Source organism: Streptomyces sp. NPDC031265 (assembly GCF_055570295.1).
On record NZ_JBVIHM010000001.1, the window covers coordinates 870,910 to 896,707 of the forward strand.

The 25,798-nt window shown below is 72.4% G+C and carries 21 protein-coding genes, 1 tRNA gene and 1 pseudogene; 10 read left to right on the forward strand and 13 right to left on the reverse strand.

What is annotated here, in order from left to right; translation table 11 throughout:
- Nucleotides 1-213: 213 nt before the first annotated feature.
- From galT to galK, 3 genes are read left to right on the forward strand one after another with little or no spacing between them, the layout of a single operon-like run.
- Entirely contained in the window at nucleotides 214-1,263 is a 1,050-nt protein-coding gene (gene galT / locus ACZ499_RS04070) for a galactose-1-phosphate uridylyltransferase (RefSeq protein WP_385547568.1), read from the forward strand.
- A complete protein-coding gene (gene galE / locus ACZ499_RS04075; RefSeq protein WP_468671970.1) occupies nucleotides 1,260-2,228 on the forward strand; it encodes a UDP-glucose 4-epimerase GalE in 969 nt (322 codons plus the stop codon). The genes galT and galE overlap by 4 nt, the downstream gene beginning before the upstream one ends.
- Nucleotides 2,221-3,366, forward strand: a complete 1,146-nt coding sequence (galK, locus tag ACZ499_RS04080) for a galactokinase (RefSeq protein WP_468671972.1) — start codon at nucleotides 2,221-2,223, stop codon at nucleotides 3,364-3,366. The genes galE and galK overlap by 8 nt, the downstream gene beginning before the upstream one ends.
- A 117-nt stretch (nucleotides 3,367-3,483) precedes the next feature.
- On the opposite strand, the pseudogene ACZ499_RS04085 reads toward galK, so the two are convergent.
- Together ACZ499_RS04085 and ACZ499_RS04090 are read right to left on the reverse strand one after the other, a co-directional pair.
- Nucleotides 3,484-3,585, reverse strand: a pseudogene (locus tag ACZ499_RS04085) (GNAT family N-acetyltransferase); the annotation flags it as partial.
- A 61-nt stretch (nucleotides 3,586-3,646) separates the two neighbouring features.
- Nucleotides 3,647-4,090 carry a GNAT family N-acetyltransferase gene (locus ACZ499_RS04090; RefSeq protein WP_468671975.1) on the reverse strand — a complete coding sequence of 148 codons (444 nt, stop codon included), beginning with the start codon at nucleotides 4,088-4,090 and terminating at the stop codon, nucleotides 3,647-3,649.
- Between the two features lie 229 nt (nucleotides 4,091-4,319).
- On the opposite strand from ACZ499_RS04090, the gene ACZ499_RS04095 reads away from it, so the two are divergent.
- The gene (locus tag ACZ499_RS04095) at nucleotides 4,320-5,099 is read left to right on the forward strand and encodes a LuxR C-terminal-related transcriptional regulator (RefSeq protein WP_385547581.1); all 780 of its coding nucleotides are present in this window, start codon (nucleotides 4,320-4,322) and stop codon (nucleotides 5,097-5,099) included.
- On the opposite strand, the gene ACZ499_RS04100 is transcribed toward ACZ499_RS04095, so the two are convergent.
- Nucleotides 5,058-5,555 (reverse strand): MarR family winged helix-turn-helix transcriptional regulator, encoded by a 498-nt coding sequence (locus tag ACZ499_RS04100; protein WP_468671978.1) that lies wholly within the window; start codon nucleotides 5,553-5,555, stop codon nucleotides 5,058-5,060. The two genes, ACZ499_RS04095 and ACZ499_RS04100, sit on opposite strands and share 42 nt — an antisense overlap.
- A gap of 131 nt (nucleotides 5,556-5,686) precedes the next feature.
- On the opposite strand from ACZ499_RS04100, the gene ACZ499_RS04105 reads away from it, so the two are divergent.
- Nucleotides 5,687-6,694 carry a methyltransferase domain-containing protein gene (locus ACZ499_RS04105; protein WP_468671980.1) on the forward strand — a complete coding sequence of 336 codons (1,008 nt, stop codon included), beginning with the start codon at nucleotides 5,687-5,689 and terminating at the stop codon, nucleotides 6,692-6,694.
- A 66-nt stretch (nucleotides 6,695-6,760) separates the two neighbouring features.
- Here ACZ499_RS04105 and ACZ499_RS04110 read toward each other — a convergent pair whose 3' ends face one another.
- The 3 genes from ACZ499_RS04110 to ACZ499_RS04120 form a co-directional block, all read right to left on the reverse strand.
- A complete protein-coding gene (locus tag ACZ499_RS04110) occupies nucleotides 6,761-8,467 on the reverse strand; it encodes an FG-GAP-like repeat-containing protein (RefSeq protein WP_468671983.1) in 1,707 nt (568 codons plus the stop codon).
- Nucleotides 8,468-8,745: 278 nt separating this feature from the next.
- Complete coding sequence (locus ACZ499_RS04115; RefSeq protein ID WP_371656977.1) at nucleotides 8,746-9,444, reverse strand: TetR family transcriptional regulator; 699 nt, start codon at nucleotides 9,442-9,444, stop codon at nucleotides 8,746-8,748.
- Nucleotides 9,444-10,472, reverse strand: a complete 1,029-nt coding sequence (locus tag ACZ499_RS04120) for an acyl-CoA desaturase (protein WP_468409951.1) — start codon at nucleotides 10,470-10,472, stop codon at nucleotides 9,444-9,446. Before ACZ499_RS04120 ends, ACZ499_RS04115 begins: the two co-directional genes overlap by 1 nt.
- Before the next feature lie 219 nt (nucleotides 10,473-10,691).
- On the opposite strand from ACZ499_RS04120, the gene ppc reads away from it, so the two are divergent.
- Nucleotides 10,692-13,421 carry a phosphoenolpyruvate carboxylase gene (gene ppc / locus ACZ499_RS04125; protein ID WP_468671986.1) on the forward strand — a complete coding sequence of 910 codons (2,730 nt, stop codon included), beginning with the start codon at nucleotides 10,692-10,694 and terminating at the stop codon, nucleotides 13,419-13,421.
- A gap of 69 nt (nucleotides 13,422-13,490) precedes the next feature.
- Here ppc and pth read toward each other — a convergent pair whose 3' ends face one another.
- The 5 genes from pth to ACZ499_RS04150 form a co-directional block, all read right to left on the reverse strand.
- Nucleotides 13,491-14,072, reverse strand: a complete 582-nt coding sequence (gene pth, locus ACZ499_RS04130) for an aminoacyl-tRNA hydrolase (RefSeq protein ID WP_468409955.1) — start codon at nucleotides 14,070-14,072, stop codon at nucleotides 13,491-13,493.
- A gap of 69 nt (nucleotides 14,073-14,141) precedes the next feature.
- On the reverse strand, nucleotides 14,142-14,729 hold the full coding sequence (locus ACZ499_RS04135) for a 50S ribosomal protein L25/general stress protein Ctc (RefSeq protein WP_385824742.1): 588 nt from the start codon (nucleotides 14,727-14,729) through the stop codon (nucleotides 14,142-14,144).
- A gap of 184 nt (nucleotides 14,730-14,913) precedes the next feature.
- Nucleotides 14,914-15,888, reverse strand: a complete 975-nt coding sequence (locus tag ACZ499_RS04140; protein ID WP_385547603.1) for a ribose-phosphate diphosphokinase — start codon at nucleotides 15,886-15,888, stop codon at nucleotides 14,914-14,916.
- A gap of 117 nt (nucleotides 15,889-16,005) precedes the next feature.
- Entirely contained in the window at nucleotides 16,006-17,454 is a 1,449-nt protein-coding gene (gene glmU, locus ACZ499_RS04145) for a bifunctional UDP-N-acetylglucosamine diphosphorylase/glucosamine-1-phosphate N-acetyltransferase GlmU (RefSeq protein WP_468671991.1), read from the reverse strand.
- 154 nt (nucleotides 17,455-17,608) lie between these two features.
- Nucleotides 17,609-17,683 (reverse strand) — tRNA-Gln (locus ACZ499_RS04150).
- A gap of 162 nt (nucleotides 17,684-17,845) precedes the next feature.
- Between ACZ499_RS04150 and ACZ499_RS04155 the strand changes: the two genes are divergently transcribed.
- Complete coding sequence (locus ACZ499_RS04155; protein WP_468671995.1) at nucleotides 17,846-19,159, forward strand: sensor histidine kinase; 1,314 nt, start codon at nucleotides 17,846-17,848, stop codon at nucleotides 19,157-19,159.
- A gap of 307 nt (nucleotides 19,160-19,466) precedes the next feature.
- Here the strand turns inward: ACZ499_RS04155 and ACZ499_RS04160 are convergent, their stop codons facing one another.
- Entirely contained in the window at nucleotides 19,467-19,958 is a 492-nt protein-coding gene (locus ACZ499_RS04160; RefSeq protein ID WP_468671998.1) for an SUKH-3 domain-containing protein, read from the reverse strand.
- 10 nt (nucleotides 19,959-19,968) lie between these two features.
- On the reverse strand, nucleotides 19,969-20,547 hold the full coding sequence (locus ACZ499_RS04165; RefSeq protein ID WP_468672000.1) for a YwqJ-related putative deaminase: 579 nt from the start codon (nucleotides 20,545-20,547) through the stop codon (nucleotides 19,969-19,971).
- A 288-nt stretch (nucleotides 20,548-20,835) separates the two neighbouring features.
- On the opposite strand from ACZ499_RS04165, the gene ACZ499_RS04170 reads away from it, so the two are divergent.
- From ACZ499_RS04170 to ACZ499_RS04180, 3 genes are all read left to right on the forward strand, one after another.
- Nucleotides 20,836-21,810: an SMI1/KNR4 family protein gene (locus tag ACZ499_RS04170; protein WP_468672002.1), complete on the forward strand. Its 975-nt coding sequence runs from the start codon at nucleotides 20,836-20,838 to the stop codon at nucleotides 21,808-21,810.
- A gap of 5 nt (nucleotides 21,811-21,815) precedes the next feature.
- Nucleotides 21,816-24,680, forward strand: coding sequence for an SUKH-4 family immunity protein (locus tag ACZ499_RS04175; RefSeq protein WP_468672006.1), 2,865 nt, complete (start codon nucleotides 21,816-21,818; stop codon nucleotides 24,678-24,680).
- Between the two features lie 209 nt (nucleotides 24,681-24,889).
- Entirely contained in the window at nucleotides 24,890-25,792 is a 903-nt protein-coding gene (locus tag ACZ499_RS04180; protein WP_468672009.1) for a cellulose-binding protein, read from the forward strand.
- Nucleotides 25,793-25,798: the final 6 nt, after the last annotated feature.

The window sequence follows — 25,798 nt, forward strand, 5'->3', positions numbered from 1 at the left end:
CCTCTTGCTTGTGTTTTTGTGCCTTGTTTCCCCCGCGGGTGGGTTCCTCCTTTTTTTTTTTCTTTCTGTTTTTTCTTCTTGTGTTCCCTCCTCTCCCCCCCCCCCCCCCACAGCCATGTCCGGCCGTCTTCCGCGGCCGTCTTGGTCGTGCCCATTGACTGATGGTGTTGGCTCGTGGTTCTTTATGTTCGGTTCTGTTTGATGGAGGTGCAGGTGAAGAAGACGTCGACCCGGCTCGCCGACGGCCGCGAGCTGCTCTACTACGACTCGCGGGACGACGTCGTACGGGACGAGACGGACACCCGGCCGCTCGACCCCGTCTCCACCGCCTCGGAGGTCCGCCGCGACCCCCTGCTGGGGGACTCCGTGGCCATTGCCTCCCATCGCCAGGGCCGCACCTACCACCCGCCCGCCGACGCCTGCCCCCTGTGCCCCTCGCGCGACGGGCGGCACAGCGAGATCCCGGCCGACGACTACGACGTGGCCGTCTTCGAGAACCGCTTCCCGTCCCTCGCCGGGGACTCCGGCCGCTGCGAGGTCGTCTGCTTCACTCCCGACCACGACGCCTCCTTCGCCGACCTCACCGAGGAGCAGGCCGCCCTCGTCCTGGAGGCCTGGACCGACCGGACCGCCGAGCTCGCCGAACTCCCGCAGGTGGAGCAGGTGTTCTGCTTCGAGAACCGGGGCGCCGAGATCGGCGTCACCCTCGGTCACCCGCACGGCCAGATCTACGGCTACCCCTTCACCACCCCCCGCACCGCTCTGATGCTCCGCTCACTGGCCGAGCACCGCGAGCGCACCGGCGGCCGCAACCTCTTCGACGACGTGGTCGAGCGCGAGCTCGCCGAGCGCGTCCGCCTCGTCCTGGAGGGCGAGCACTGGGTCGCCTTCGTGCCCTACGCCGCGCACTGGCCGTACGAGGTGCACCTCTACCCCCGCCGGCGCGTCCCGGACCTGCGGGCGCTGGACGACGAGGCGCGCACAGAGTTCCCACAGATCTATCTGGAACTCTTGAGGCGCTTCGACCGGATCTTCGGGGACGCCGAACCGCCCACGCCGTACATTTCGGCCTGGCACCAGGCGCCCTTCTCCGAAAGCGCCGACCGGCACGAATTCGCTCTGCATCTGGAGCTTTTCACCGTTCGCCGCACTTCCGGCAAGCTGAAGTTCCTCGCGGGTTCCGAATCCGGCATGAGTGTGTTCATCAATGACGTGCCGCCGGAGGCCGCGGCCCGGCGACTGCGAGAGGTAGCGAGTTCATGAGCGGGAAGTACCTGGTCACCGGTGGTGCCGGCTATGTCGGCAGCGTGGTCGCGCGCCACCTCCTGGAGGCGGGCCACACGGTGACCGTCCTCGACGACCTCTCCACCGGCTTCAGGGAGGCCGTCCCGGCGGGCGCGGAGTTTGTCGAGGGCCGCGTCCAGGACGCCGGGCGCCGACTGGACGCCTCGTACGACGCCGTACTGCACTTCGCCGCGTTCTCGCAGGTCGGCGAGTCGGTGGCGCGCCCCGAGAAGTACTGGACGAACAACGTCGGCGGCACCATGGCGCTGCTGGACGCGATGCGCGCGGCGGACGTGCGCAAGCTGGTGTTCTCCTCCACCGCCGCGACCTACGGCGAACCGGCCTCCGCCCTGCTCACCGAGGCCGACCCGACCGCCCCCACCAGCCCCTACGGCGCCTCCAAGCTCGCCGTCGACCACATGATCACCGGCGAGGCCGCCGCCCACGGCCTCGCGGCCGTCTCGCTGCGGTACTTCAACGTGGCCGGGGCGTACGGAAGTTGCGGCGAACGCCACGACCCCGAGTCGCATCTGATCCCGCTGGTCCTCCAGGTCGCCCTCGGCAAGCGGGAGTCGATCTCCGTGTTCGGGGACGACTACCCGACCCCGGACGGCACCTGCGTACGCGACTACATCCATGTCGCCGACCTCGCCGAGGCGCATCTGCTCGCGCTGGACGCGGCCACCGCGGGCGAGCACCTGATCTGCAACCTCGGCAACGGCAACGGCTTCTCCGTCCGCGAGGTCATCGAGACCGTACGGAAGGTCACCGGGCACCCGGTCCCCGAGGTCACGGCCGGGCGGCGGCCGGGCGACCCGGCGGTCCTGGTGGCCTCCGCCGCCCGCGCGCACGAGCGGCTCGGCTGGCAGCCCTCCCGGGCGGACCTCGCGGGGATCGTCGCGGACGCCTGGGAGTTCGCACGGCGGGAGAGCGCGGATGTCTGACATCGCGGGCGAGTTCCAGGAGCTGTACGGCAGGGCCCCCGAGGGGGTCTGGGAGGCGCCCGGGCGGGTCAACCTCATCGGGGAGTACACCGACTTCAACGACGGCTTCGTGATGCCGCTGGCGCTGCCGCACACGGCGGTCGCGGCGGTCGCGCGGCGCACCGACGGGGTGCTCAGGCTGCACTCGGCGGACATGGACGGCGGGGTGGTGGAGCTCGGCGCCGACGCCCTTGAGCCCTTCTCGGGCGGCGGCTGGGCGGCGTACCCGGCGGGTGTGGTCTGGGCGCTGCGGGCGGCGGGCCACCCGGTCACCGGCGCCGACATCCACCTGTCCTCGTCCGTGCCGACCGGCGCTGGGCTCTCCTCCTCGGCGGCCCTGGAGGTCGTGACCGCGCTCGCCCTGAACGACCTGTTCGGACTCGGGCTCACCCGGCCCGAGCTGGCGCGTATCGCCCAGCGCGCCGAGAACGCCTTCGTGGGCGTCCCCTGCGGGATCATGGACCAGACCGCGTCCGCCTGCTGCGCCGAGGGCCATGTGCTCCACCTGGACACCAGGGACCTCTCGCTGCGCCAGATCCCCTTCGACCTCGCCGCGCACGGGCTCGCGCTCCTCGTGGTGGACACCCGCGTGAAGCACGCGCTCGGAGACGGCGCGTACGCCGATCGGCGCGGAGCCTGCGAGGCGGGTGCGCGGGCGCTCGGAGTGCGCACCCTGCGCGAGGTTCCGTACGCGCGCCTCGACACTGCGCTGGCCAGGCTCGACTCCGAAACCGTTCGCCGGTGCGTACGCCATGTGGTGAGCGACAACGAGCGGGTGGAGCGGGTCGCGGCGCACCTCGCGGCGGGCGATCCGCGTGCGGCCGGCCCGGTCCTGACCGAGGGCCACGCCTCGCTCCGCGACGATCTGCGGGTCTCCTGCGCCGAGTTGGACCTGGTCGTGGCCGCGTCGGTGGCGGCCGGGGCGCTCGGCGCGCGGATGACGGGCGGCGGCTTCGGGGGGTCCGCGGTCGTTCTCGTGGAGGCGGCGATGGTGGACACGGTCACCAAGGCGGTCGAGGAGGCGTTCGCGGCGGCTGGCTACACGGCGCCCAGGGTCTTCCCGGCGGTCCCGTCGGCGGGGGCGCGAAGGCTGCGCTGAGCACTTCGCCGGATGCGTGGTCGTTCGGCTGCGGGCGTCTGCGGCCGGTCGCGCCCACGCGGCGGAGCCGCAAATGTCACGGCCCCGCGCCCCTGGCTGCCGTCCCGTACCGAGCGGTCAAAGCCGCTTGGTCAGGATGAACTCCGTGACGCCCGGTGGATAGTCGGGCACCTCGCCCACCACTTCGTACCCCTGCTTGCGGTGGAAGCCCGGCGCCTGGCTGTGCCTGTTGGTGCCCTCCGGGCACGGGCCCGGGTCTCCGGGTGGGTGGCTTCGGGGGTCACTTCAGCCGCTTGGTCAGGATGAACTCCGTGACGCCCGGTGGATAGTCGGGCACCTCGCCCACCACTTCGTACCCCTGCTTGCGGTAGAAGCCCGGCGCCTGGAAGTCCCAGGTCTCCAGGCGTGACCAGGCGCAGGAGTGCTCGGTGCGGGCCGACTCCTCGGCGCGCGCGAGGAGTTCGGCGCCGAGGCCCGCGCCCCGGTGCGCCGCGTCCACCCACAGCAGGTCGACATGGAGCCAGCTCGCCCAGATGCGGCCGGTGAGGCCGCCCGCCAGGCCGCCCTTCTCGTCCAGCGCCCAGACGTGCAGCGGCTGTTCCTTCTCGCCCGGGGCGCCGCGCAGGGCGCGCAGCGCCGAAGAGCGTTCCGTATTGGTGTCCTTGAGCCGCTGATGCAGCAGAATCCGTCGCGCCTTGTCCACTTCCGCCTCAAAACGAAACATGGGCCACACCCTAAACACCCTGGCCAATCAGTTCTGCAAATTACCTTCCGCTTGCGGCCCACGGCCCTACTCTGAAGCACAGCACCGGTGGGGGCCGGTGTTGATCAGGGGGCGAGACAGTCGGGTACGACGCCCGGGGTGGGGTACCAGTCAGTCCACGGCGGCGGCCGCGCGACTGCCGTTCCCCCTGTTCCGGGCGCCGTGCCCTGACCGGTCCGTTCCCCGACGCATGGGGGTGTCTGTGGTTCGTATCCGGGTTCTCGTGGTGGATGACCACCGAATCTTCGCGGAGTCGCTTGCCGCCGCCCTGGCGGCCGAGCCCGACGTCGACGTCGCGGCCGCCGGCAGCGGCCCGGCCGCGCTGCGCTGTCTGGAGCGGGGGGCCTCCGAGGGGCGCCGCTTCGACGTGATGCTCGTCGACGCCGACCTCGGCGCGCTCGCCGGCGCGCCGGTGGCCCGGGCCGTGCCGGACGGCGGTGGTGCCGAGGGCCTGGTGGACGGCATCTCGCTGGTCGCCGGGGTCCGTTCGGGCCAGCCCGCCGTGCGTACGGTGGTGCTCGCCGAGAAGGACGACCCGCGCCGCGCCGCGCTCGCCCTCCAGGCGGGGGCGTCCGGCTGGGTCGCCAAGGACTGCTCGCTGCAGCGGCTGCTCGCGGTGATCAGGGGCGTACTGCGGGACGAGACGCATCTGCCGCCCGCGCTGCTCACCGGCGTCCTGCGCGAGCTCACCGCCGCCCGCAAGCACCGCACCGAGAGCGAGCGCCTGGTGGAGTCGCTGACCCCGCGCGAGCGCGAGGTGCTGCGGTGCATGGTCGCCGGGCTCGGCCGCAAGGCGGTCGCCGAGCGCCTCTTCCTCTCCCCGCACACGGTCCGCACGCACATGCAGAACGTGCTGGGCAAGCTCGGTGTGCACTCGACGCTGGCCGCCGTCGCGCTGGCGCGCCGGGCCGGGGTCGGGCCGGCCGACCTAGCCGGGGATGTTGTCGAACGGGGCGGTCAACTGGCGTAGCAGTCCCGCCAGTTCGCCCCGCTGGGTGCGCGACAGCCGGGCCAGGATGGCCCGCTCCTGCTCCAGGAGCCCGGCCAGCGCCTGGTCCGCGCGGTCGCGCCCCTCAGGGGTGAGGCGGACCAGTACCCCGCGCCGGTCGCTGGGGTCGGGGAGCCGCTCGACCAGGCCCTTCTTGGCGAGCCGGTCGATCCTGTTGGTCATGGTGCCGGAGGTGACCAGCGTCTGGGTGAGCAGCTGCCCGGGAGAGAGCTGGTAGGGCGCGCCCGCGCGCCGCAGCGACGTCAGGACGTCGAACTCCCAGGGCTCCAGCTGATGCTCGGAGAAGGCGAGTCTGCGCGCCCGGTCGAGGTGGCGCGCCAGCCTGCTGACGCGGCTGAGCACCTCAAGCGGCTCCACGTCGAGGTCCGGGCGCTCGCGGCGCCATGCTGAGACCAGTCGGTCGACCTCGTCCTCCATGACGATCAGTGTAGAGGGTCTGTCGATATGAAGTCTCTTGACGTCAAGATGTATAAACCCCCACCATTGAGAATGGAGGGGCCGGGACCCTGTTCCGCTTGCCCTACCCGTACCTGCAAGGGGGCTCGAACATGCATTCCGATTTCGTCCCGGAAGCCGTCGAGGCGCCGCCCCGGGAGTTCACCGGCACATCCGCCCGGACGTCTGCCCAGCTGCCCGCTCCCCTCTGGGATCCGGAGCAGTACCTGCATCATTCCGGCCATCGCACCCGGCCGTTCCTCGATCTACTGGCGAGGATCCCGGCGCTGCCGGGCTCCGCCGGCGCGGCCGCCGCCGACACGGCCGCCGCCGGGGGAGTACCCAGCGCCCGGGGCGTGGGCGCCCCGCGCACCCCGGACACCTTTTTCCCGGGCCCCGGGAGCCACCCGCCCACCCGGATCGCGGACCTCGGATGCGGCCCGGGAAACGTCACCACGCTGCTCGCCGACCGCTGGCCCGACGCCCGCATAACCGGCTTCGACCTCTCGCCCGAGATGCTCGCCCAGGCCGACAAGGACCACGCGGGCACCACCCGGGGCGGCGGCTGGCTGGACTTCCGCCCCGCCGACCTCACCCACTGGACGCCGGAGGAGCCGTACGACCTGATCGTCTCCAACGCGGCCCTCCAGTGGGTCCCCAACCACCCGGAGTCCTTCGCCTGCTGGCTCGACGGCCTCACCCCCGGCGGCACCCTCGCCTTCCAGGTCCCCGGCAACTTCGCCTCGCCCAGCCACGCCCTGCTCGGCGAGCTCTGCGAGTCGCCGCGCTGGCGCGGCCTGCTCGGCGACCACGGGCGCCGCTACGTCCACATCCTCGAACCCGCCGACTATCTGCTGCGTCTGACGGACCTCGGCTGCGAGGCGGACGTCTGGGAGACGACCTACTCACAGCTGCTGCCCGGCGAGGACCCGGTCCTGGACTGGGTCAAGGGCACCGCCCTGCGCCCGGCCCTGACCGCGCTCGCCGACGACGAGGAGGCGACCGAGGCCTTCCTCGCCGAATACCGCGACCTGCTGCGCCGCGCGTACCCGCCGGGCCCGTACGGCACGGTCTTCCCCTTCCGCCGGATCTTCGCGGTGGCGCGCAGAAAGGACCGCTGACGTAGTGCGTGCACACGGCAGTGCCCCGCGCCCCTCCAGGGGTGCGGGGCACTCTCACGTCACGGCCTAGTAGAGGTCGCGGTACGTGTTCCAGCCGTCGCCCAGCTTCACGCGGGACTTGAAGCCGCCGTAGCCGTTCGAGTCGTAACGGAACGCCTCGCCCCGGGAGTTGGTGGCGATCAGGTCGGCCCGGCCGTCACCGTTGAGGTCGCCGGGGGCCGCGATGTTCTTGAACTGCTGCCAGCCGGGGCCCACGTAGACCCGCGACTTGAACGGCGAGGTGGAGACGCCGGTGCCCTGGTACAGGTACAGCTTGCCGTCGCCGGTGCGCGCGACGATGTCCGTGAGCCCGTCGCCGGTGAGGTCACCGGCTCCGACGATCCGGTCGTACGCGTTCCAGCCGCCGCCGATGTTCAGACGGGAGGAGAACTGGTAGCCGTTGCCGTAGCCCCGGTACAGCGAGAGCGTGCCGGAGCCGTCGCGGGCGAGCAGGTCGTTCTTGCCGTCGTTGTTCAGGTCGCCCGCGCCGACGAGGGTGTTGAAGCCGCCCCAGCCGCCGCCCGCGTCACTGAGATTGACGCCGATGTAGAGGTGGCCGTCGTCCCACTGGAGCAGGTCGCCGTAGAGCCCGCCGCTGATCGAGGCCGCGAAGGCGAGGCGGCGCGAGTTCGCGAAGGCGCCGTCGTCGCTGGCCCTGAAGCGCTGCGAGAGCTGGCCGTTGTACTCGGAGTAGTAGTGCCAGAGCGTGCCCTTGGTGTCGCGGCCGATGACGCCGTTCTTCACCGGGGTCGCGTTGGCGCCCGTACCGCTGAAGGCCTGGGTGTACTCCCAGCCCGAGCCCATCTTCGTGGGGCTGTTGAAGTTGCCCTTGCCGTCGGCCGCGTAGAAGTACAGCGTGCCGCCGTTGCTGCGGGCCGCGATGTCGGCGTAGCCGTCGCCGTTGCCGTCGTCGAGCGAGAGGATCTGGTTGTACGCGGTCCAGCCGCCGCCGATCCGGACGCGGGACTTCAGGGGGTCGGCCGCGTTGCCGGTGCCCGCGTAGAAGTACAGGTCGCCGCCCGGCGTGCGGGCCACGACGTCGCCGAAGCCGTCGCCGTTCATGTCGTTGGCGCCGACCAGCTGGTCGTAGCCCTGCCAGCCGCCGCCGACCTTGATCCGCCCGGCGAACGGGTCACCGGCGGAGACGCCCTTGCCCGGGTACAGGTACAGGTCGCCGCCGGGCGTGCGGGCCAGGAGGTCGCCCTTGCCGTCGCCGGTCACATCGGCCGCGCCGACGATCTTGTTGTAGGCGTTCCAGCCGCCGCCCGACCAGGTCGGGTAGTTGGAGCCGCTGCTCGTCACATCGGCGTAGAGCGAGAGCGTTCCGTCGGGCTGCACGGTCAGCAGCTCGGGGGTGCCGTTCCCGTCCAGGTCGCCCGGCGTGACGAGGTCCTTGTAGGCGCCGAAGGAGTTCGCGAACGCCGGGTTGTCCTTCTCGGTCCAGGTCTCCAGGTACGTCAGGTTGTCGACGCCCCGGTAGAGCAGGTCCGTGGAGCCGTCCTTGTTGAGGTCCAGACGCGGCTTGGCGGCGGTGGCGGCCGCGACGGCCGACGACCGGTGGATCCGGCCGGGCAGCGCGCCCGCAGGGTTGCCGGCGGACGGCCTGGCGGCCTCGACGGTCGCCTTCGGGGCCTTCGGCGCCTGGTCGGCCGAGGCCGTGCCCGAAAGGAGCATGCCGGCCGAGAGCGCGAGGGCGGTGCAGGCCGCGAGGCGGCCGGGGCGCAAGGTGCGCACAGAAGACAAAATTCCCCCCAGGGAATATGCGGGTGGAACCGGGTCGAATTCATCGCGGCTCACGCGAAAGCGGAGCACGCGGGAGCATTCCTCGCGGGGCCCACACGCAGCGCGTCGAAAAGGACGCTGAGGCACGCGTGGCCGCTCACGAAGGAATGCCGGAATCCCCCCCGGGAATGTGCGTGAAGCCTACAGCTGATGCGAGGGTGGTTGAAGTGGAAAATGGGCCACGAGTGAAACTCGCGACCCATTCGAGATCATTCGGGACCCACCACCGCTCAGCTCTTGCGGTGCCCTATCAGCCGGGGTTTCTGCTCCAGGCCGTCGAGGCCGTGCCACGCCAGGTTCACCAGGTGCGCGGCGACCTCAGCCTTCTTGGGCTTGCGCACGTCCAGCCACCACTGGCCGGTCAGCGCGACCATCCCGACCAGCGCCTGCGCGTACAGCGGGGCGAGCTTGGGGTCGAAGCCGCGGGCCTTGAACTCCAGGCCGAGTATGTCCTCGACCTGGGTCGCGATGTCGGAGATCAGCGAGGCGAAGGTGCCCGTCGACTGGGCGACCGGCGAGTCCCGGACCAGGATCCGGAACCCGTCGGTGTACTTCTCGATGTAGTCGAGCAGCGCGAACGCGGCCTGCTCCAGGAGCTCGCGCGGGTGCCCCGCCGTCAGGGCACCCGTCACCCCCTCCAGGAGCGAGCGCATCTCACGGTCGACCACCACCGCGTACAGCCCCTCCTTGCCGCCGAAGTGCTCGTAGACCACCGGCTTGGAGACGCCGGCCTTCGCCGCGATCTCCTCCACCGAGGTGCCCTCGAAGCCCTTCTCGGCGAAGAGCGTGCGGCCGATGTCCAGCAACTGCTCCCGCCGCTCCGCGCCCGTCATCCGGGTACGGCGGGTCCGCCGGGGTCGTTCGGTGCCCGCCGAGCCGTTGTTGCTGGTCGTACGGGTGGTACTGGAGTCGGTCGCCACGTCCTCCATCATGCCGCCTCTGCGGCCTTCTCCTTACGGGCGCTCTCCTCGTGGGCCTTCTCCGCACGGCGGGAGGGCGCGCCGGGCTCGCTGCGCTTGGCGTCCAGGCGGGCCTCGGTGGGCCAGCGCACGTCGTACGCCCAGCCCAGCTGCTCGCACCAGCGGATGATCCGGGCGCTGGAGTCGATCTGGCCGCGCATCACACCGTGCCGCGCCGAGGTCGGGTCGGCGTGGTGCAGGTTGTGCCAGGACTCGCCGCACGACAGGACCGCCAGCCACCACACGTTGCCGGAGCGGTCGCGGGACTTGAAGGGGCGCTTGCCGACCGCGTGGCAGATGGAGTTGATGGACCAGGTCACGTGGTGCAGCAGCGCGACGCGGACCATCGAGCCCCAGAAGAACGCGGTGAACGCGCCCCACCAGGACATCGTCACCAGACCGCCGACGACCGGCGGGATGGCGAGGGACAGGATCGTCCACCAGACGAAGTCGCGCGAGATCCGGCGGATCGCCGGGTCCTTGATGAGGTCGGGCGCGTACTTCTCCTGCGAGGTCTGCTCCTCGTTGAACATCCAGGCGATGTGGGCCCACCACAGGCCCTTCATCAGCGCGGGCAGCGTCTCGCCGAACCGCCACGGAGAGTGCGGGTCGCCCTCCGCGTCGGAGAACTTGTGGTGCTTGCGGTGATCCGCCACCCAGCGCACCACCGGGCCCTCCACGGCCATCGACCCGGCCACCGCGAGGGCGATCCGCAGCGGGCGCTTGGCCTTGAAGGAGCCGTGCGTGAAGTAGCGGTGGAAGCCGATGGTGACGCCGTGGCAGCCCAGGTAGTACATGAAGACCATGAGGCCCAGGTCCAGCCAGCTCACGCCCCAGCCCCAGGCCAGCGGCACCGCGGCGAGCAGCGCCACGAACGGCACGACGATGAAGAGCAGCAGCGCGATCTGTTCGACGGACCGTTTGCTCTCGCCCCCGCGAGTAGCCGAGGAACCCGGCGGTTCGGTGTCCGGGTCGATGAGGTCGGGGCTTGTGGTCATGGGGAACCCCCGCGGGGTGAGAGACGAAGAGGAGAGGCCGCCAGGCTACGCACCCGTAACCTACGGCGACGTAAGTATGGCAGTGCCGCCGCCCCGTACAAGAGGGCAGTGGACTGCGACGCGCGCACGGACACCTATCCTGGGTCTCGTCGGACAGCGCGGTCCGCAAGCCTCCAGTACCCCTCCAGACGTGCTCAAACACTGCAAGGAGCCGCACCTGTGAGCAGTGCCGACCAGACCCACGCCGCCAGCCCCGAGCTTCGCGCCGACATCCGCCGACTGGGTGACCTCCTGGGCGAGGCGCTCGTCCGCCAGGAAGGGCCCGAGCTCCTGGAGCTCGTCGAGCGCGTGCGCGCCCTCACCCGTACGGACGGCGAGGCCGCCGCCGAGCTGCTCGGCGGCACCGAGGTGGAGACCGCCGCCAAGCTCGTACGGGCCTTCTCCACCTACTTCCACCTCGCCAACGTCACCGAGCAGGTGCACCGCGGCCGTGAGCTGCGCGCCCACCGGGCCGCCGAGGGCGGGCTGCTCGCCCGCACCGCCGACATGCTCAAGGACGCCGATCCCGAGCACCTGCGCGAGACGGTCAAGAACCTGAACGTGCGCCCGGTCTTCACCGCGCACCCCACGGAGGCGGCCCGCCGCTCCGTCCTCAACAAGCTGCGCCGGATCGCGGCGCTCCTGGACACCCCGGTCACCGAGGCCGACCGGCGCCGCCACGACCTGCGGCTCGCCGAGAACATCGACCTCATCTGGCAGACCGACGAGCTGCGCGTGGTCCGCCCGGAGCCCGCCGACGAGGCGCGCAACGCCATCTACTACCTGGACGAGCTGCACGCGGGCGCGGTCGGCGACGTCCTGGAGGACCTGGCGGCCGAGCTGGAGCGGGTCGGCGTCGAGCTGCCCGCCGGCACCCGCCCGCTCACCTTCGGCACCTGGATCGGCGGCGACCGCGACGGCAACCCCAACGTGACCCCCCAGGTCACCTGGGACGTGCTGATCCTCCAGCACGAGCACGGCATCAACGACGCGCTCGAAGTGATCGACTTCCTGCGCGGGCTGCTGTCCAACTCGATCCGGTACGCGGGCGCCACCGAGGAGCTCCTCGCCTCCCTCCAGGCCGACCTGGAGGCGCTCCCCGAGATCAGCCCCCGCTACAAGCGGCTCAACGCCGAGGAGCCCTACCGGCTCAAGGCGACCTGTGTACGGCAGAAGCTCGTCAACACCAAGGAGCGGCTCGCCAAGGGCACCCCGCACCAGAGCGGCCGCGACTACCTGGGCACCTCCGAGCTGATCGCCGACCTCACCCTGATCCAGACGTCGCTGCGCGCCCACCGCGGCGCGCTCTTCGCGGACGGCCGGATGGACCGGACGATCCGCACACTGGCCGCGTTCGGCCTCCAGCTCGCCACCATGGACGTACGCGAGCACGCGGACGCCCACCACCACGCCCTCGGCCAGCTCTTCGACCGCCTCGGCGAGGAGTCCTGGCGGTACGCGGACATGCCGCGCGAGTACCGGCAGAAGCTGCTCGCCAAGGAGCTCCGCTCGCGCCGCCCGCTGGCCCCCACGCCCGCGCCGCTGGACGAGGCCGGGCAGAAGACCCTGGGCGTCTTCGGCACGATCAAGGAGGCCTTCGAGCGGTTCGGCCCCGAGGTCATCGAGTCGTACATCATCTCGATGTGCCAGGGCGCCGACGACGTCTTCGCGGCGGCCGTCCTCGCCCGCGAGGCCGGGCTGGTCGATCTGCACGCGGGCTGGGCGAAGATCGGCATCGTGCCGCTCCTGGAGACCACGGACGAGCTGCGCGCCGCCGACGTCATCCTGGACGAGATGCTGGCGGACCCCTCCTACCGGCGCCTCGTCTCGCTGCGCGGCGACGTCCAGGAGGTCATGCTCGGCTACTCCGACTCCTCCAAGTTCGGCGGCATCACCACCAGCCAGTGGGAGATCCACCGCGCCCAGCGGAGGCTGAGGGATGTCGCTCACCGTTACGGGGTCCGGCTGAGGCTGTTCCACGGCCGCGGGGGAACGGTCGGCCGTGGCGGTGGCCCCTCGCACGACGCGATCCTGGCGCAGCCCTGGGGCACGCTTGAGGGCGAGATCAAGGTGACCGAGCAGGGCGAGGTCATCTCCGACAAGTACCTCATCCCGTCGCTGGCCAGGGAGAACCTGGAGCTGACGGTGGCTGCCACCCTCCAGGCGTCCGCCCTGCACACGGCTCCGCGCCAGTCCGACGAGGCGCTCGCGCGCTGGGACGCGGCGATGGACACGGTCTCCGACGCGGCCCACTCGGCCTACCGCAAGCTCGTCGAGGACCCGGACCTGCCCGCGTACTTCTTCGCCTCCACGCCCGTCGACCAGCTCGCCGAGCTGCACCTGGGCTCGCGCCCCTCGCGCCGCCCGGACTCCGGCGCGGGCCTGGACGGGCTGCGGGCCATCCCGTGGGTGTTCGGCTGGACGCAGTCGCGGCAGATCGTGCCCGGCTGGTTCGGCGTCGGCTCGGGCCTGAAGGCGCTGCGCGAGGCCGGTCTGGACACCGTCCTGGACGAGATGCACGAGCAGTGGCACTTCTTCCAGAACTTCATCTCCAACGTGGAGATGACGCTGGCCAAGACCGATCTGCGGATCGCCCGCCACTACGTCGACACGCTGGTGCCCGACGAGCTCAAGCACGTCTTCGCCGACATCGAGGCGGAGCACGCGCTCACCGTGAGCGAGGTGCTGCGCATCACCGGCGGCGAGGAACTGCTCGGCTCGCACCCGGTGCTCCAGCAGACCTTCGCGATCCGGGACGCCTATCTGGACCCGATCTCCTACCTCCAGGTGTCCCTGCTCGCCCGTCAGCGGGCCGAGGCGGAGCGCGGCGAGAGCCCCGACCCGCTGCTCGCACGGGCGCTGCTGCTCACCGTCAACGGTGTCGCGGCGGGCCTGCGCAACACCGGCTGACCCCCGCGCGGAACACGGCGAAGCCCCGGTGGCCGAAAGGCTGCCGGGGCTTTGTGGTGCGGTGGTGCGTTAAGAGTTGTAGGTCGACTGGGCGCGCTCAAGACCCTCGATGACCAGCGCTTCGGCGGCGTCGGCCGCGCGGTCCACGAAGTAGTCGAGCTCTTTGCGCTCGGTCGACGAGAAGTCCTTCAGGACGAAGTCCGCGACCTGCATACGGCCCGGCGGGCGGCCGATGCCGAAGCGGACGCGGTGGTAGTCCGGGCCGAACGACTTGGTCATCGACTTGAGGCCGTTGTGGCCGTTGTCGCCGCCGCCGAGCTTCAGGCGGAGCACTCCGTAGTCGATGTCCAGCTCGTCGTGGACGGCCACGATGTTCTCGGTGGGGACCTTGTAGAAGTCCCGCAGCGCGGTGACGGGCCCGCCGGAGAGATTCATGTACGACAGGGGCTTCGCCAGGATCACCCGGCGGTTGAGCGGCCCGGCCGGGCCGATACGGCCCTCGACGACCTGGGCCCGCGCCTTGTGCGCCTTGAACTTGGCGCCCATGCGCTGCGCGAGCAGGTCCGCGACCATGAACCCGATGTTGTGCCGGTTGGCGGCGTACTCGGGGCCGGGGTTGCCGAGGCCCACGACCAGCCAGGGGGCGTCCATGCGCGTCTGTCTCCGCGGGGAGTAGGGGGGAGGGGGTGCGGGGGGCGCCGGAGCGCCCCCCACTCAGGCTCAGGCCTCGGCGGACTCGGTGCCCTCGGCCTCGGCGGCCGGCTCCTCGGCCTGGGCGGCCAGGATCTGGATGACGACGGCCTCGGGGTCGGTGACCAGGGTGGTGCCCTTGGGCAGCGCGACGTCCTTGGCGTGGATGGCGGCGCCGGCCTCCAGGCCCGCGATGGAGACCGTGACGGAGGTCGGGATGTGGGTGGCCTCGGCCTCGACGGAGAGCGTGTTCAGCACGTTCTCGACCAGGAAGCTGCCCGGGGCGAGCTCGCCCTCGGTCTCGACGACGACCTCGACGGTGACCTTCTCGCCCTTCGTGACGAGCAGCAGGTCGACGTGGACCAGGTGGCCCTTGATGGCGTCGCGCTGGACGGCCTTCGGGATCGCGAGCTCGCTCTTGCCGTCGACGTCCAGGGAGAGCAGGACGTTCGGGGTGCGGAGCGCGAGCTGCAGCTCGTGGCCCGGGAGGGTCACGTGGACCGGCTCGGTGCCGTGGCCGTAGACGACGGCCGGAACCTTGTTGGCGCGGCGGATGCTGCGGGCGGCGCCCTTGCCGAACTCGGAACGGACCTCGGCGGCGAGCTTGACCTCGGACATGTGCACTCCTCGTATACGCAGATGGATAGCTATGGCGGGTTACCCGGCCACGACTGGCCTGCTACGAAGAGCGCGTCGATAACGGAGCGTCGTACCTATGGGTACGGCCTCCCTCGCCGAGCAACTCGATGAGTCTACCCGGCGGGGAGGCCGTACCCAAAAGGATCTTCTGGAGCGGTGCTGCCTACTGCTCCTCGAAGAGGCTCGTCACCGAGCCGTCCTCGAAGACCTCGCGGACCGCGCGGGCGATCGACGGGGCGATCGACAGGACCGTGATCTTCTCGAGCTCCAGGTCGGACGGGTCCGGCAGGGTGTTCGTGAAGACGAACTCGCTGACCTTGGAGTTCTTCAGGCGGTCGGCGGCGGGGCCGGACAGGATGCCGTGCGTGGCCGTCACGATGACGTCCTCGGCGCCGTGCGCGAACAGGGCGTCGGCGGCGGCGCAGATGGTGCCACCGGTGTCGATCATGTCGTCGACCAGGACGCAGACGCGGCCCTTGACGTCACCGACGACCTCGTGGACGGTCACCTGGTTGGCGACGTCCTTGTCGCGGCGCTTGTGGACGATCGCCAGCGGCGCGTCCAGACGGTCGCACCAGCGGTCGGCGACGCGCACACGGCCGGCGTCCGGGGAGACGATCGTCAGCTTGGAGCGGTCGACCTTGGCGCCCACGTAGTCCGCGAGGACCGGCAGGGCGGTGAGGTGGTCGACCGGGCCGTCGAAGAAGCCCTGGATCTGGTCGGTGTGCAGGTCGACCGTGAGGATCCGGTCGGCACCCGCGGTCTTCAGCAGGTCCGCGACCAGCCGCGCCGAGATCGGCTCGCGGCCCTTGTGCTTCTTGTCCTGGCGGGCGTACCCGTAGGACGGCACGATCACGGTGATGGAGCGGGCCGACGCGCGCTTCAGCGCGTCGATCATGATCAGCTGCTCCATGATCCACTTGTTGATCGGAGCCGTGTGGCTCTGGATCAGGAAGCAGTCGGCGCCGCGCGCCGACTCCTGGAAGCGGACGTAGATCTCACCGTTGGCGAAGTCGAAGGCCTTCGTCGGCACGAGGCCGACACCCAGCTGGTGCGCGACCTCCTCGGCCAGCTCGGGGTGGGCGCGGCCGGAGAAGAGCATCAGCTTCTTCTCGCCGGTCGTCTTGATCCCGGTCACAGCACTGTCTCCTCAGAGGTGTCTTCTGCTGCTGAGCCCGCGCGGTCCCTTGGCGACGAGCCAGCCGAATCGTGTGCGCCTATCACGGTACGCCGTGACAGGCGCAGATGTTTCCGGTCAGTTTTCGCCAACAGCCTCTTCGGGGGCGGCCGCAGCCGCCTGCGCGGCCGCGCTGCCCGGCCGCTTGCGGGCCACCCAGCCCTCGATATTCCGCTGCTGGCCCCGGGCGACGGCGAGCGAACCGGCGGGGACGTCCTTGGTGATGACGGACCCGGCCGCGGTGTAGGCGCCGTCCCCCACTGTGACGGGAGCAACAAACATGTTGTCCGAGCCCGTCTTGCAGTGCGAGCCGATCGTGGTGTGGTGCTTGGCCTCGCCGTCGTAGTTCACGAAGACGCTCGCGGCGCCGATGTTCGTGAACTCGCCGATGGTGGCGTCACCCACGTACGACAGGTGCGGGACCTTGGTGCCCTCGCCGATCGTCGCGTTCTTGGTCTCGACGTACGTGCCGATCTTGGCCTTCACGCCGAGGCGGGTGCCCGGACGCAGATAGGCGTACGGGCCCACCGACGCGCCCTCGCCGACCTCGGAGTCGTACGCCACGGTGTTGTCCACGCGCGCGTCCGGGCCCACCTTGGTGTCGGTCAGACGGGAGTTGGGGCCGACCTCGGCGCCGCGGCCCAGGTGCGTGCCGCCGAGCAGCTGGGTGCCCGGGTGGACCAGCGAGTCCTGCTCGAAGGTGACGGTGACGTCGACGAAGGTGGTGGCCGGGTCGACTACGGTCACGCCCGCGAGCATCGCGCGCTCAAGGAGGCGGTCGTTGAGCAGCCGGCGGGCCTCCGCGAGCTGGACGCGGTTGTTGATGCCGAGGATCTCGCGGTGGTCGCCGCCGACCGAGGCGCCGACGCGGTGCCCGGCCTCGCGCAGGATGCCGAGGACGTCGGTCAGGTACTCCTCGCCCTGGCTGTTGTCCGTGCGGACCTTGCCGAGCGCGTCCGCGAGCAGGGCGCCGTCGAAGGCGAAGACGCCGGAGTTGATCTCCTTGATGGCGCGCTGGGCGTCGGTGGCGTCCTTGTGCTCGACGATCGCGGTGACCGCGCCGGACTTGCCGTCCCGCACGATCCGGCCGTAGCCGGTCGAGTCGGGGACCTCGGCGGTGAGCACGGTGACGGCGTTGCCGTCCTGCTCGTGCGTACGGGTCAGGGCGGCCAGCGTGGCGCCGGTGAGCAGCGGGGTGTCGCCGCAGACCACGACCACGGTGCCCTCGATCGTCTGGCCGAGCTCTTCGAGGGCCATCCGGACCGCGTGGCCGGTGCCGTTCTGCTCGTACTGGACGGCGGTGCGCACCGAGGCGTCGATCGCGCCGAGGTGGGCACCGACCTGCTCGCGGGCGTGGCCGACGACCACGACGAGGTGCTCGGGGTCGAGCTCGCGGGCGGCCGCCACGACGTGGCCGACGAGCGAGCGCCCGCAGATCTCGTGCAGGACCTTGGGGGTGGCCGACTTCATACGGGTGCCCTCACCCGCGGCGAGGACGACGACGGCTGCCGGGGGATTGGCGCTCACGGGAATGCCCTTCGGCTTTGTGTGGTGGACATCCGCAGGATACCGGGGGGTTTCGGGGCCGAAATGCCGGGAGGGGCGGCGGGAGGAGAACAGAGGGGAGCGGCGGGGAAAAACAACCGGGTCCCGACCGTTGTGGTCAGGACCCGAACTGCGCTGGCTCCCCCGCCAGGACTCGAACCCGGACATAAGGCACCAAAAGCCTCAGTGCTGCCAATTACACCACGGGGGATGGAAACCGGTTCGACCGGACATTGCGTCAGGTCACCGGATCGGCACCCCACACTATGCCGTACCGAGCCCCTTCCGTGCGACGGTGCCGATCACCGTGATCGCCGCGAGGACGGCCGAAGTCGCCGGAAAATCGCTGGCGGGCGCCCGTAGGCTGGATGGCATGACCGCAACGGGGGCAGACCACGACTCCGCGGGGACGACCTCCCGCGGCTGGTGGTGGTGGGAACGGCGGCGCAGTGCCGCCCTGGACATCGGACTGGGGCTGGCCTCCGCGTTCGAGTGCGCACTGGAAGGTGTGAAGTTCGCCGGGGACGCGGGGGTCCCCGTACCGGCCGGGGTGCTGTTCGGCCTGGCCGCAGGCGTGACCCTGGCCGCGCGGCGGCGCTGGCCGGTCGCGGTCGTGCTGGTGTCGATCGCCGTGACCCCGGCCAACATGGGCTTCCTGCTCGGCATCGTCGGGCTCTACACGCTGGCCGCCTCCGAGGTGCCGCGCCGCATCACCGCCGCGCTGGCCGGAATGTGTCTGGCGGGCACGTTCATCGTCACTTTCGTACGGATGAACCAGAGCGTCGACGACGGCGCCTTCAACGGCGGGCGCTGGCTGGTCCCGCTCTTCTCGGGCGTGATGGCGCTCGGCCTGACCGCCCCGCCGCTGCTCCTGGGGCTCTATATAGGGGCCCGGCGGCGGCTGATGGAGTCCCTGCGCGAGCGCGCCGACTCGCTGGAGCGGGAGCTCTCGCTGCTCGCGGACCGCGCGGAGGAGCGCGCCGAGTGGGCCCGTACCGAGGAACGCACCCGGATCGCCCGCGAGATGCACGACGTGGTCGCCCACCGGGTGTCCCTGATGGTGGTGCACGCCGCCGCGCTCCAGGCGGTGGCCCGCAAGGATCCGGAGAAGGCCGTCAAGAACGCGGTGCTGGTGGGCGACATGGGCCGCCAGGCGCTGACCGAGCTGCGCGAGATGCTGGGTGTGCTGCGGACCGGGGGGGAGGCGGCGCGGGCCGAGGCTGTGGCCCCGGTCCCGCTCGCGGCCGTGGGCGCCGCCGCCGCGGCCGCCGCTGCCGCCGCCGAGGAGGGGCCCTGCCTGGCCGACATCGAGGCGCTGGTCGGCCAGTCCCGGGAGGCGGGGATGGTGGTCGAGATGACGGTCCACGGCGCGGTGCGGGTCTACGACGCGCTGGTGGAGCAGACCGCGTACCGGGTGGTGCAGGAGGCGCTCACGAATGTGCACAAGCACGCGGCGGGGGCGAAGGTGAGGGTCCGGCTCGCTCATCGGGACGACGAGGTCGCGATGCAGGTCGAGAACGGGCCCGCGGATGGGGCCAGTCCCGATGCCGGGCTTCCCAGTGGGGGCAATGGGCTGGTCGGGATGCGCGAGCGCGTCCTTGCCCTGGGGGGCGTCTTCGTTTCCGGGGTCACCGATGCGGGGGGTTGGCGGGTGTCGGCGGTGCTGCCGGACCGGGTGGCGCCGTAGGAATGCGGCTTCGTTTCCGTCTGCGGGCCGTCGTGGGCCGGTCGCGCAGTTCCCCGCGGCCCTGAGGGGGGCGTGGTTGCTCAGCGAGGCGAAGTCAGGCGGACCAGCCCCGCAGAAGTCGCACCCCCGCTGAGGTGCAACCCCCTAGGGGCGCGGGGAGCTGCGCGCTCAGCCCCCACCGGCCCGCAGGCGAACACCGGGCCAAAGAGGGGCGCGGGGAACTGCGCGACCAGCCCACCACGACCCGCGGACGAAGCGCTTCAGACGGATCGGCCCCCGCCGGCCCGCGGCCGAAGCGCTTCAGGGGTCAGCGAGGCGACGTCAGCCGGATCGGCTGCACCCCCGTCACCAACGTGTTCAGGGCCAGGTCCAGGTCCGGGCCCAGGTACCAGTCGCCCGTGTGGTCGATGCTGTAGACGCGGCCCTCGGTGTCGATGGCGAGGACCGCCTGCTGGTCGCCCTCCTCGCCCAGTGGCGCCAGCTCGGTTTCCAGGGCGCGGCCGAGTTCCGCGAACGTACGGGCCAGGTGCAGGCCCGCCACCGGGTCGAAGCGGATGGTCGCGGGAGCGTTGTGGCGGCCGGGGCCCGGCGCGGTCAGCCGCAGGCCGCCGAACTCGGCCCACGCCTCCACGGCCGCCGGGAACACGGTGTGCCGGTGCCCGGCGGGCGAGGCGTGCGAGCGCAGCACGTCGGCCCAGGCCTCGGCCTGTCTGATGTCCCAGCGGCCGGGGTGCCATCCGGCGGCGCGCAGCGCGGCGTCGACGGGGACGGGGAAGCGGGTGGTGGACACGTCCGGCATCGGCTTCGGTTCAGCCCTTCTCGGCGGCGGGGTCGACGGCGCGCACGCCGAAGTGGGCGAGGAGCGCGGTGCAGGAACGGCAGGGCGGCGCGTAGCTGCCGTGCAGCGGGTCGCCGTCCTCGCGGATGCGGCGGGCCGTCACCTTGGCGTGCTTGAGCGCGCGGCGGGCCTCGCCGTGGGTCAGGGGCTTGCGTCCGGACCTGCGCGACTTGCCCGCGCGGGCCGACTCCAGGGAGGCGAGCTGGCGCGAGAGCAGGATCGCCTCCGGGCAGCGCCCGGTGAACCGCTCGCGCTGGCCGCTGGTGAGGGTGTCGTGGAAGTCCTGTACGAGCGGGTGGAGCACCGGCGGCTGGTCGCCCTTGCCCGCGGTGCAGGTCAGCGTCTCGCCCCGGACCGAGAGCGCGGCGGCCACGGCCGGGAGGATGCCGTCGCGGCGGTACAGCAGGACGGGCGCGGAGGTGACCGTGGTGCTCCACTGCAGACGCGGGTCACCGGTGCGCGGGTCCCCTGCCCCCGCGGACCCGGACCGGGGGTCCCCCGCCCGGGAGGCGTCGGCCGCCGTACCCGATATGTCGGTCGTTCCGTGCATGGTGCTCGCTGTCCCTCCCGTTGCCGGCACTGTCCGCAAGCCGGTGTCAACGCCCCCGTTAACGCCCCGTTGCGGGAACAGACTGCCAAATGTGCCCAGTGGTACGGAAGCTGGGGCTCTGATGTCACTACGTCCGTGTCGTCACCATCGCCGCACGGTGACCCGGTTGTGACACCTGGTCACGATGGTGCGGGGGCCGGGTGCGGGGCAGGGACCCGGTATTGCCCCACCGCATAGTCTGGTCCTCACCAGCCAGACGCAGCAGCTCGCACGCAGGGGGCATCCGCCATGACGACAGGTCGGCTCGGGCACGCCGCGCCACCGAACGCGGCCTATGCCGGACAGGTCGTGAACTTCCCGGACCCGGTCCGCGCCTCCCGCCATCCCAGAGGGGTGCGGGTGGACGGGAACGGACACCCGGACTTCTCCGCGTACGCGCGCGCGGCCGCCGAGATCGCGGAGCCGCCGGAGGGCTTCGGCGTGGACGAGCTGCGGCTGACCGACTACGTGTCGGCCAACGCGGCCCTCGCCGCCGACGGCCACGAGCTGTGGGACACCGTCCCCGCCGTCGCCACCCCGCACGGCTGGACCTGGCACCACGTGCCCGGCACCCGCCGCCTGGAGCTGGTCCCGGTCGAGGTGAAGGCGCTGCTGCGGCACCACGGCGGTCTCGCGACGACCAACGTCGACCAGGACAAGCGCGGAACCCGCCCGCTCCAGGAGACGCGCCCGGCGCACTTCGGCCTGCCCAAGGGCCTGGTCTCGGTCTCCGAGTCCCAACTCCTGGGCGTGGAGGAGGACTTGGGGTACCGGCTGCCGGGTGCGTACCGGGCGTTCCTGAAGGCGGCGGGCGGCTGCGCGCCGGTGGGCGCGGCGCTCGACGCGGAGCTGGGGCTCCTGGTGGACCAGCCGTTCTTCACGGTGCGCGACCAGGCGGCGGTCAACGACCTCGTCTACATCAACAAGTGCCTGCGCGACCATCTGACCAAGGACTACCTGGCCGTGGCCTTCGTGCAGGGCGGCATCCTCGCCGTCAAGGTGAAGGGCTCCGCCATCGGCTCGGTCTGGTTCTGCGCGTACGACGACGCGCGCGACCAGGACGGCTGGAGCGTGCAGGAGCGCGTGGAGCGGCTGCTGCTGCCCTGCGGGACGGACTTCGACGACTTCCTCCAGCGGCTCGCGGGCGATCCGCCGGAGCTGGAGACCGTGGCGAACCTGATGGTGGACGGCGGCTTCGCGCACGCCGTGCCGGTGGGGGAGTGAGTGTGATGGTGACCTTCGCCCAGGCGCAGGAGCGCGCGGAAGAGTGGATCAACGGGGACGTGCCCGCGTACCAGCACCGCGAGGTGCGGGTGCGCGAGTTCGAGCTGGGCTTCGTGGTGTGGGCCGAGGACCGCGCCGAGGGCCCGTCGTCGGACGGCGGCCGGCAGCGGCTCGTCATCGCCCGGGACAGCGGAGAGGCCACGCTGTGGCCCGGTCTGCCGGTGGGTGAGGTCATCCGCCGGTACGAGGAGGAGTACGGCGTGCCGGACGAGCCCGAGGACGCGGTCCCCGCGCCCCCGCCCGAACGTATCGACCTCAACCAGACGTCGTTCCTGCTGACGCCCCCGGAGTGGCTCCAGGAGGCGGCGGACAGGATGGGCATCCCGGACCGCCGACCGGGAGACACGGGTGCGGGTGCGCCTCCGGCGCCGGGTGCGGGTGCCGCCGCTGCGGCCGGGGAGGCCGGGCCGTCCACGCCGACGCCCGCGCCCGCGCAGCCCGGCCCCGGGTGGCCGGGCGCGACGCCCGCGCCGGAGCCGGTGGCCGCCGTACCCGCTGCTGCCGCGCCGACGCCGACGCCCGCGCCCGCGCAGCCCGGCCCCGCCTGGCCCGGGGCGACGCCCCCGCCCGCCCCGGTGCCCGCGCCGTCCGGCGGTGTCGCGTGGCCGACGCCGACGGCCGACGTGCCGTCGGGGGCGACCCCGTGGGCCGGTACGGACACGAACGCCGGGTCGGACGCCGGTTCCGTACCGCTTCCGGCGACGGTGTTCGCCCCGCCGCTGTCCGGCTCGGACGCCGACGACACCCCGCCGCCGAGGGCCCTGCCCGAGGCGAAGACGGCCCTGCTCCATGGCGGCAGCCAGCTTCCCCCGACGGCCATCGCCCCGGCCCTCGACCCGCAGGCGCAGGCGCCGGGCGGGCCGGGAGCGGGGCCGGACCGGCCCGGGGTACCGGGTGCGCACGGCGCCCCGGCCGGTCCCGGGGGCCATGGCGCCCCGGTCGGCCCCGGTGCACCTGGCGGTCCGGGCGCGCCGGTCGGGCCGGGCGGTCCCGGCGCTGCCGGTGGTCATGGTCTGCCCGGAACCCCGGCCGCTCCCGGCGGTCCCGGTGCACCTGGCGCCCCGGCAGGTTCCGGTGTTCCTGGTGCCCCCGGCGCGGCCCCCGGCCCCGGCGCACCCGTCGGCCCGGCGGGTCCTCGCCCCTTCGCCGCCGACATCGCCGATGCCGCCACCAGTAAGGCGGCTCCGCCGCGCGGGGCCCGGGGGACCACTCCTCCGCCGCCCGGGGAGCCCGGGGTTCCCGGGGCTCGGCCGGGAGGGGCTCCGGCGCCCGCGTACGTACCCACGCAGATGGTTTCGCAGCTCGGGCCCGACGGGCCGCAGCCCGCCGGGCCGCCCACGCCGCCGCCTCCGGGCGGGGGCGGGGTGCACCATGCCGCGACGATGCTGGCCGACCCGAGCCAGCTCGGGGGACCCCAGCCGCCCGCGCCTCCCGGTCCGCCCGGCGCCCCCGGTGCCGGTCGTGCGCCGCAGCCGCCCGGGCCTCCCGGTGTGCCCGGTGTGCCCGGTGCCCCGCAGCCCCCCGGCCCGCCCGGCGTTCCCGGCGGGAGCAGTGGTGGCGGTGCGCACTACGCCGCGACCATGCTCGCCGACCCGAGCCGGCTCGGGCCCGGCGGGCGGCCCGGCGCGCCCCAGCCTCCTGGTCCGCCCGGGGCTCCCGGCCAGCCCGGCCAGCCCGGCGTGCCCGCCGCACCCGGGGTGCCCGGAGCGCCCGGCGGCCCCGGTGGTGTGCACCACGCCGCCACCATGCTCGCCGGGCCCGCCCAGATGGGACCCGGCGCGCCCCAGCCCCCGCAGCCGCCCGCGTACGGCTACCCCCAGCAGCCCACCGGTCTGCCGACCGTCGGGCCCGGGTACCAGGCCGTGCTGCGGTACCGCGCCGCCGACGGGTCCGAGCAGCAGCTCATCCGGCGGTCCGCGCCCGGCATCCCGCACCCCGAGTGGCAGATCTTCCACGAGCTGCGCGGGATGAACGTGCCGCCGGACCACGTCCTGGAGCTGCACACCGAACTGGCCTCGTGCGAGCTGCCCGGCGGCTACTGCGCCCGGATGATCCGGGAGACCTGGCCGCAGGTGCGGATCACCTCGGTCGCGCCGTACGGCACGGACCACGCCTCCCGTCGCCAGGGCGTCCAGCACCTGCTCACCCACCAGGGCGAGCTGGCGCAGGTCGCGGACGGCCCGGCCAGGCCGCAGCCGGTGCGCGCGCCGCTGCCGCAGGTGCAGCCCGCGCCGCCGCTCCCCCCGGAGGGCCTCGCGCACGAACTCGCCGGTGCCTTCGGCCCGCAGGGCGTCTTCCGCTTCGACCAGCGGGCGGTGTCCCGCCAGGGCGTGCCCGAGGCCGTCGCGGTCACGCTGGTGTGGGCGGGGCTCCCGGCCGACTTCGGGCCGTTCTTCTGGGCGCAGGCCGTGCCCGGCCAGCCGGTCCCGACGCTCGCCGAACTCGCCGCCCAGCGCCAGGTGCAGCCCGCCCCGGACGCGGGTTCGTACCTGGTGATGGGTTCGGACTTCGGCCGCGCGATCTGCGTCCAGTACGGGACCGCGAACATCGTCGCGGTGCCGGTGGAGGCGGGCCCGGGCGGCCAGTCCGTACCGCCGCAGTTCGTGAACAGCGGACTCCCCGAGTTCGTACGGTGCATAGCGCTGCTCGGCCGTATGTGGCGGCTGCGCTACGGGCTCAACCCCGAGCAGGCGGGCCGCTGGACGGTCGACTTCCAGGCCCAGCTCGCCGCGCTCGACCCGGCGGCGCTGGCCTCGCCGGAGAGCTGGTGGTCGGTGCTGCTCGAACAGTTCTGGGACGGACTGCTCTGAGTACGTAGGCACATAAGTACGTTGATACGACGAGGCGTTCGCCGCACCCACGCGGCGGGCGCCTCGTCGGCTTTTTCGGTTCTGATGGGCATTGCAGCATCCTTGGCCGTCACGGATGGGCGGAGTGTCGCGTTATGACCGCTTCGCTTCGATCCAGGAGTATGTGGCCGCAGGACCGGAGAAGCCGTAGAGGTCGGAGGACGTCAACGATGAGTGCAGCGCCCGAACCACCGCAGTCACCCCAGGGCTTCGCCGTCGTGCGGGGCGGCCGGGGCTACCGGACGGACCAGGTCGACCGCCGGCTGGCCGTCCTCGGCGAGGACCGCGACGCCGCGTGGGAGCGGGCGGCGCGGCTCACCGTCCTCGCCAAGCGGATGGAGGTGGAGGCGGCCGCCCTGCACGACCGGGTCGCGGCGCTCGGCCCGCAGTCGTACGAGTCGCTCGGCCGCCGGGCCCAGACGCTGTACGCCCTCGCGGTCGAGGAGGCCGACGCCGTACGGGCAGGCGCCCAGGAGGAGGCGGCGGGCGTGCGCGACTCGGCGGAGACGGCCGGGCGCCTCGCGCGTGAAAGCGCCCGCGCGTACGCGGAGACGGTCCGCGCGGACGCCGAGGCGCGGGCGCAGCAACTGCTGCTCGCCGCACGGACGGCCGCCGACGAACACCTCGACGAGGCCCGCGCCGAGGCGCACGAACGGCGGGCGGAGGCGGCGGACGCGCTGCGCGAGGTGCGCGAGCGGACCGGCGCCGCGCTGGCCGAGCAGGCGCACGAGCACACCGGGCGCGGCGAGGCCCTCGACCGCGAAGTGGCCGCGCGGGAGGCCGAGTCGGACGCTCGCCACGCCGAGCTGACCGCGCACGCCGAAGCGGCCCTGGCCGAGGCGGGGCGGGCCTGCGCCGAGGCCCAGGAATCCGCCCGCCACGGTCAGGAGGACGCGGAGGCGCGGGGCGCGGAGCTGGTCGCGGCGGCGCGGGTGCGGGCCGAACGGATCGGGCGCGAAACGGAACGGGTGCTGCGGGAGCACGCCGAGGCCCGGGAGGAGGCCGTCGCGCACATGGCGCATGTACGGAGCAGCCTGGCGGGGCTCACGGGGCGGGCCCCGGCGGAGGGGTGAGGGCGG